At 73.9% G+C, this 7,091-nt stretch carries 7 protein-coding genes and 1 pseudogene; 6 read left to right on the top strand and 2 right to left on the bottom strand.

What is annotated here, in order from left to right:
• From ACJA3G_RS25650 to ACJA3G_RS25635, 4 genes are all read left to right on the top strand, one after another.
• Positions 1-482: acetate--CoA ligase family protein (locus ACJA3G_RS25650; protein WP_406555412.1), on the top strand; the 482-nt coding region annotated here is incomplete at its 5' end.
• 36 nt (positions 483-518) lie between these two features.
• Positions 519-1,106: a DUF5998 family protein gene (locus tag ACJA3G_RS25645; RefSeq protein WP_406555411.1), complete on the top strand. Its 588-nt coding sequence runs from the start codon at positions 519-521 to the stop codon at positions 1,104-1,106.
• On the top strand, positions 1,106-2,299 hold the full coding sequence (locus ACJA3G_RS25640) for an alkaline phosphatase family protein (protein WP_406555410.1): 1,194 nt from the start codon (positions 1,106-1,108) through the stop codon (positions 2,297-2,299). Before ACJA3G_RS25645 ends, ACJA3G_RS25640 begins: the two co-directional genes overlap by 1 nt.
• An 84-nt stretch (positions 2,300-2,383) precedes the next feature.
• Positions 2,384-3,031 carry a thymidine kinase gene (locus tag ACJA3G_RS25635; RefSeq protein ID WP_406555409.1) on the top strand — a complete coding sequence of 216 codons (648 nt, stop codon included), beginning with the start codon at positions 2,384-2,386 and terminating at the stop codon, positions 3,029-3,031.
• Positions 3,032-3,085: 54 nt separating this feature from the next.
• Here ACJA3G_RS25635 and ACJA3G_RS25630 read toward each other — a convergent pair whose 3' ends face one another.
• On the bottom strand, positions 3,086-3,859 hold the full coding sequence (locus ACJA3G_RS25630; protein WP_406555408.1) for a VOC family protein: 774 nt from the start codon (positions 3,857-3,859) through the stop codon (positions 3,086-3,088).
• A gap of 224 nt (positions 3,860-4,083) precedes the next feature.
• On the opposite strand from ACJA3G_RS25630, the gene ACJA3G_RS25625 reads away from it, so the two are divergent.
• Positions 4,084-4,932, top strand: a complete 849-nt coding sequence (locus ACJA3G_RS25625) for a sulfurtransferase (protein WP_406555407.1) — start codon at positions 4,084-4,086, stop codon at positions 4,930-4,932.
• A gap of 75 nt (positions 4,933-5,007) precedes the next feature.
• Here ACJA3G_RS25625 and sepH read toward each other — a convergent pair whose 3' ends face one another.
• On the bottom strand, positions 5,008-6,096 hold the full coding sequence (gene sepH / locus ACJA3G_RS25620) for a septation protein SepH (protein WP_406555406.1): 1,089 nt from the start codon (positions 6,094-6,096) through the stop codon (positions 5,008-5,010).
• 466 nt (positions 6,097-6,562) lie between these two features.
• Here sepH and ACJA3G_RS25615 point away from each other — a divergent pair.
• Positions 6,563-6,985, top strand: a pseudogene (locus ACJA3G_RS25615) (hypothetical protein); the annotation flags it as partial.
• Positions 6,986-7,091 lie beyond the last annotated feature (106 nt).

Below are 7,091 nucleotides of genomic sequence, written 5' to 3'. Positions count from 1 at the left end.
GGTGTCCACGCCGCGCGTACGCGGAGTTGACGCACGCCCTCGGCAAGCCCGAGGAGCTCCAGCCGGTCGTCCAGGCGATGGCCCCGCGCGGCGTGGACACCGTGGTGCGCGCCGCCATCGACCCGGCCGTCGGCGCCGTGCTCTCCTTCGGCCTCGCCGGGGCCGCCTCCGAGCTGCTCGGCGACACGGGCCACCGCCTCGTCCCCGCCACCGACCGGGACGCCGCCGAACTGGTCCGGTCGATCCGGACCGCCCCCCTCCTCTTCGGCTGGCGCGGCTCCGCCCCGGTGGACACCGCGGCCCTCGAAGAGCTGCTGCTGCGGGTCTCGCGGCTGGTCGACGACCACCCCGAGGTCGTCGCCGTCTCCCTGGAACCGGTCGTCGTCGCCCAGCAGGGCCTGTCCGTACTCGGCGCCAGCCTGCGCCTCGCACCCCCGCCGCCCCGCGCCGACCTGGGCCCGAGGCGCCTGCCCAGCTACTGAGTCGATCGGGCCCCGGGGCCCCGTAGGATGGAGTCCATGGCGAAGACCGGCACGATGACCCAGGGGCTGCGCGCGGCGATCGAGCGCAGCGGCTACTACCCGGCCCTTGTGGCCGAGGCGGTGGAGGCCGCCGTCGGTGGTGAGCCGATCGCGTCGTACCTGGTCCACCAGGAGACCACCTTCGACGCCAACGAGGTCCGCCGCCATGTGACGGTCCTGGTCCTGACGGACAACCGTTTCATCGTCAGCCACACCGACGAGCAGAACGCGGACACCAGCTCCCCGACGCCGTACGCCACGACCTCCACCGAGTCCGTGAAGCTCGACCGGATCTCGTCCGTGGTCGTCAGCCGCGTGGTGGCCAACCCCGAGTCGTACACCCCGGGCACCCTGCCCCGCGAGGTCGTCCTGACCATCGGCTGGGGCGCCGTCTCCCGGATCGACCTGGAGCCCGCCGCCTGCGGCGACCCGAACTGCGACGCCGACCACGGCTACACCGGCAGCTCCACCGCCGACGACCTGAGCCTGCGCGTCAGCGAGGCCGGGGACGGCCCGGACACCGTGCGCCAGACCCTCGGCTTCGCCCAGGCCCTCTCCGAAGCCACCGCGGCCACCGCCCGCTGATGGTCCAGCCCACCTGGCAGGACCCCGAGCCCCTCGCCCTCGACACCGCCCCCCTGCCCGAGTACGGCAGCGGCTCGCTCGCCGATCTGCTGCCCACCCTCGCGGCGGGCATGGGCGTGCCCGGGACGACCGCCGCCATCGCGGAGCTGACCCCGGCCGACCGGAACTGCGTGTTCCTGATCGACGGGCTGGGCTGGGAGCAGATCAAGGCCCACCCCGACGAGGCGCCCTATCTGCACGGGCTGCTCGCCGGCTCGCGCGGCGGCACCGGACGGCCGATCACGGCCGGGTTCCCGGCCACCACCGCCACCTCGCTCGCCTCCGTCGGCACCGGCCTGCCGCCCGCCGCGCACGGCCTGCCCGGCTACACCGCGCGCGACCCGCAGACCGGCCTGCTGATGAACCAGCTCCGCTGGAAGCCGTGGACCGACCCGCACACCTGGCAGCCGTATCCGACGGTCTTCCAGCTGGCCGACGCGGCCGGCGTGCACACCGCCCAGGTGTCCTCGCCGACCTTCGAGCACACCCCGCTCACCAAGGTCGCGCTCAGTGGCGGAACGTTTCACGGCAGGCTGACCGGCGAGGACCGCATGGACCTGGCCGCCGCCCAACTCGCCGCCGGGGACCGCTCGCTCGTCTACACGTACTACAGCGAGGTCGACGGCAAGGGCCACCGCTTCGGTGTGGACTCCGACGCCTGGCGGGGCCAGCTGATGTACGTCGACCGGCTGGTCCAGCGGCTCGCCGAGCAGCTCCCGCCGCGCTCCGCGCTCTATGTCACCGCCGACCACGGCATGATCGACATCCCCTTCGACGAGGAGTCCCGTATCGACTTCGACGAGGACTGGGAGCTGGGCGCGGGGGTGGCCCTGCTCGGCGGCGAGGGCCGGGCCCGCCATGTGTACGCGGTCCCCGGCGCCGAGTCCGATGTGCTCACCGTCTGGCGCGAGGTGCTGGGCGAGCAGTTCTGGGTGGCGAGCCGCGACGAGGCCATCGCGGCGGGCTGGTTCGGACAGCCGGGCGCCTGCGACGAGCGGGTGTACGGGAGGATCGGCGACGTCGTCGCCGCCGCCCACGCCGATGTGGTGATCATCGCCTCGCGGAACGAGCCGCACGAGTCCGCGATGGTCGGAATGCACGGCTCGATGACCCCCGTCGAGCAGCTGGTGCCGCTCCTCGAAGTACGCTCGTAACCTCTCTCCCCGCACCTCCCCCCGTCTCTCCTCCGTCTCCTGTACGCGGACGCGTGCGCAGATCCGAAAGGCCGTCACCCTCCCATGCCCGAGCTGGTGTTCTTCTCCGGAACGATGGACTGCGGAAAGAGCACCCTCGCTCTTCAGATCGAGCACAACCGCTCCGCGCGCGGCCTCCAGGGCATGATCTTCACCCGGGACGACCGCGCGGGCGAGGGCAAGCTGTCCTCCCGGCTCGGGCTGGTGACGGACGCGGTCGAGGCCGCGGAGGGCTTCGACTTCTACGGGTACCTGGTCGCCCACCTCTCCAAGGGCGGCCGTTGCGAATACGTGATCGCCGACGAGGCGCAGTTCCTCGCGCCCGGCCAGATCGACCAGCTCGCCCGGGTCGTCGACGACCTCGACCTGGACGTCTTCGCCTTCGGCATCACCACCGACTTCCGCTCCAAGCTCTTCCCCGGCTCGCAGCGGCTGGTCGAACTGGCGGACCGCGTCGAGGTGCTCCAGGTCGAGGCGCTCTGCTGGTGCGGGGCGCGCGCCACCCACAACGCGCGTACCCGCGGCGGGGAGATGGTGGTCGAGGGCGCGCAGGTCGTGGTCGGTGACGTGAACCAGTCCGAGGACGAGATCGGGTACGAGGTGCTGTGCCGGCGCCACCACCGCCGCCGGATGACGGCGGCGGCGGCGCGGGCCGCCGCGCTGTCGCCGGATGTCCTGCCCATCGACGCGTAGGGCGTCCGGGCCGGTTCGCCCGGTCCGCGGGCCGGCGGGGGCCCGGCTCGGAGGTCAGACCGGCGACTTCACCAGCGTGAACACCGCGCCCTCCGGGTCCGTCACCGTCGCCGCCCGCCCGCTCGCCCCCTCGCGGGGCGACCGGAGGACGTGGCCCCCCAGCTCCGTCACCCGCCGGGCCGCCTCGTCGGTGTCCGCGACCTCGAAGTACGTCATCCAGTGCGCGCCCTTGTCTCGGGGCAGCGCATGGCCCACGCCGTGCAGGGAGCAGACCGGGCGGCCCTCGATGCGCAGCGTCACCTGGTCGAGGTCGGCCGGGACCACCGCCTCCCTCTCGTAGCCGAACACCGACTCGTAGAACTTGACGACCGAGGCGGTCTCGCGGGTCACCAGTTCGTTCCAGACGGGGGTGCCCGGGGCGCCCGCCACCGTCGTGCCGACGTGCGCCTGGGCCTGCCACGCGCCGAAGACCGCGCCGTCCGGGTCGGAGGCGATCACCAGCCGCCCCGCGTCGCCCGCCTCCAGCGGACCGACGCCGACCGTGCCGCCGCAGTGCCGGATCGTCTCGGCCGTGGCGTCGGCGTCGTCGGTGGCCAGATACGTGGTCCAGGCGATCGGCAGATGCTGGTCGGGCGGGAGCTGCCCGATGCCCGCCACCTCCGCGCCGTCGAGCAGGGCCCGCACGTACGGGCCGAGCGAGGCGGGCCCCGGCCGGAACTCCCAGCCGAACAGCGCCGCGTAGAACTCCTGGGTGGGAGCCAGGGCATGCACCATGAGGCTCACCCAGCAGGGTGTGCCGGGCGTGCGCCGGGTCTCTGCCTGGGACATCGTGACTCTCTCCTCGGACCATCGCTGTGAGAACGCGCCCTGAAGAGACGGGCGACCCGGCCGCGCCGACGCCCGCCTTCCCGCAGATGCTTGCACCACCGACGGCCAAGCGCGCCCCGGCCGCGCCGCTTTTGGCGCGTTCCCGAAGGAGGATGCCCGCTTTGGCATTTCTCATCCGTTTCACGGCCGTTACGCGGCGCCGCGCGCTGCGCGAGGATGGCCTCATGAACGCCATCATCAGCGCATCCGAACTGGCGGACGAGCTGGCCGGGGACCGTCCCCCGGTCCTCCTGGACGTCCGCTGGCAGCTCAGTCTGGCGAAGGCGGCCGGCGCCGCCCCCTACGACGGCCGGGCCGAGTACGAGGCCGGGCATCTGCCCGGCGCGGTCTTCGTCGACCTCGACGCGGAGCTGGCGGGACCGCCCGGCGCCGGTGGCCGCCACCCGCTGCCCGACGTCACCGCGTTCGGCGCCGTGATGCGCCGCGCGGGCGTGTCGGCCGGCCGGCCCGTCGTCGTCTACGACGGCGGCCAGGGCTGGGCCGCGGCCCGCGCCTGGTGGCTGCTGCGCTGGACGGGTCACCGGGACGTACGGGTGCTCGACGGCGGCCTCGCCGCCTGGACGGGCGCCCTGTCGAGCGAGGTCCCGGCGCCCGCCGAGGGCGACTTCGTCCCCGAGCCCGGCGCGGTCGGCCTGCTCGACGCGGACGGGGCGGCGGCGCTCGCCCGGTCCGGGCTGCTGCTGGACGCCCGGGCGGGGGAGCGGTACCGCGGCGAGGTCGAGCCCATCGACCGGGTGGGCGGCCACATCCCCGGCGCGGTCTCCGCCCCCACCACCGAGAACGTGGGCCCCGACGGGCGCTTCCTGCCCCCCGAGGTCCTCGCCGACCGCTTCAAGTCCCTGGGCGCCTCGGGCAACGAGGTCGGGGTGTACTGCGGTTCGGGGGTCTCCGGCGCCCACGAGGTGCTGGCGCTGGCGGTCGCGGGCATTCCCGCCGCGCTCTACGCCGGGTCCTGGTCGCAGTGGTCCTCGGACGAGTCGCGCCCGGTCGCGACCGGCCCCGACCCTCAGTAGCGCACACCGGGGGGCCCGCGCCGGGCGCGGGCCCCCCGGTTCCGCACGTTCCGCGCGGCGGACGTACGGGCCGTCCTACTCCTGCTTCTTGCGCCGCGTCCCGAAGACGATCTCGTCCCAGCTCGGTACGGCGGCCCGCCGTCCGGGCCGGACGCCGTCCGCCTCGGCCTGGCGGTCCGTGGTGCCGGTGAGGCGGTCGCGGTGGCCGGTGACCGAACGGGGCATCAGGACGTCCGCGTACGCCGCGCCGGCGCCCGCCGACGCCGCCGGTGCGGGCGGCTCCTCGATCTCGGGCTCCGCCTCGGGCTCGTTCTCCGGCGCCTCCGCGGGCAGGGCGGGCCGCTCGGGCACCACCATGTCGCCGCGGAAGCTCGGCACGGCCTCCAGGAGGCTGGTGAGCGAGTCGCTCTCGTCCGCGGCGGCCACGGGCTCGGGCGCCGCGGGAGCGGTGGGCCGCTCCATCGGACGCTCCAACTGCCGGTCCAGGGCGCGGTCCAGCGGCCGGTCCCGGGGCAGCCTGGCGATCCTCGGCACGAACGGGAAGCTCGGCTCGGGGGTGTCGTCGGTCTCGCCGATCAGCGAGCGGGCCTCGTCGTCGACGGCCTGGACGAGCCGGCGCGGCGGGTCGTAGGTCCAGCTGGCGGCGTGCGGCTCGGTGGCCACCCGGTAGACGAGCAGGACCTCCCAGGTGCCGTCGTCGCGGCGCCAGGAGTCCCACTGGACGCTGTCCTTGTCGGCGCCGCGCAGCAGCAGCCGCTCCTGGACGGCCTCGCCGAGCTGGGGGCCGGTGTTCTCGCCGGGGCGTCGCACGGGGGTCTTGCGCGCCCGCTCGGCCATGAAGGCACGCTCCGCGAGCACCGGGCCCTCGAAGCGCCGGACCCGGTCCACCGGGATCCCGGCGAGCTGGGCGACCTCCTCGGCCGAGGCACCCGCCCGTATCCGCGCCTGGATGTCGCGCGGGCGGAGGTGGCTCTCGACCTCGATCTCGATCTGCCCGAGCCGGGCGCGGTCGTTGCGCACGGCGGCGCGCAGCCGCTCATCGATCGGAAGCGTGTACTCCGTGCTGTCCGCAGCCTTGAGCACCAGTCGTGTGCCGTCGTTGGAGACGGCCACGACACGCAGTTCGGGCATGGGGACCTCCCGGGTGGTGCCTGCCGACGTCACCTGCGTCGCTGCTTCCGCTAGTCGAGTGTGGCCTGCCCGGGTGCAGCCTGCCACAACCTTGCCGAGTTGCCCGGCGTGTCGGGCATGGGCCCTGGAACGCCGTTATGGCACGGTTACCTGTTCGCGACGCAGAGTGACCGACGTGGTCGCTCTGCACAGCAGGCGCCCGTGCGGTGCCGCGGCGCCGCCGGTTCGAGTGCCGCTTTCGGCCCCCTCCCGCAGAGCCCGGAAACCCGTGAGGGAGACCAGGCCCAGGGCTCGCCACAGTACTCCATTCGGGCCACGTGGGTGGACCGCCGCGCCGCCGAAGTTCTCCCCGGGGGCGGGAGTTGGACGCCGCGCGCCGGGCGAATACGCACTTCCTACGTGGCGTGCTTCACAGAATCGCCAGAAACGGAACTAATCGCTTCGCCCATAGGTCCCTCCTACGTACAAGCTGGCGGAGAAGGGCGAACAGAGGTTGTAGATGGGCGAGAAGCCGGAAACCGGGACCAAACTGGATGAAAGGCGCCTGGACCTGAGTGTGCCCCAGGTCGCGGGCAGCGCGCTCGCGGCCGTCGCGGCTGCCGTGCTCGCCTCCCAGCTCGGTGTCTACGGGACGATCGTCGGCGCCGGTGTGGTGAGCGTCGTCGCCACCTGTGGCGGCACGGTCTTCCAGCACCTGTTCCGGCGTACCGGGGAACAACTGCGCGACGTCACCGTCCAGTCACTGCCCGGAACGCGCCGCGATCCGGCCCGACCCGCGTACGAGTCCACCCGCGAGGGCGAGTTCGGCGCGGCCACCGTCCACGGCACCCGGATGCGCGGCTGGAAGCGCTCGGGGCTCGGCGCGGCCGTCGTCTTCGCGGTCGCGATGGGCGGCATCACCACGTACGAACTGGCGTCCGGCGCGGGACGGTGGCCGCGCCGAACTCGCCCTCGCGGGTGGACTCGTACGCGGGTCGGGCCGGATCGCGGCGCGTTCCGGGCAGTGACTGGACGGTGACGTCGCGCAG

This window comes from Streptomyces sp. YS-3 (assembly GCF_045257485.1).
Classification (GTDB): Bacteria; Actinomycetota; Actinomycetes; order Streptomycetales; family Streptomycetaceae; genus Streptomyces.
This window is presented reverse-complemented; position numbering and strand designations above follow the sequence as displayed.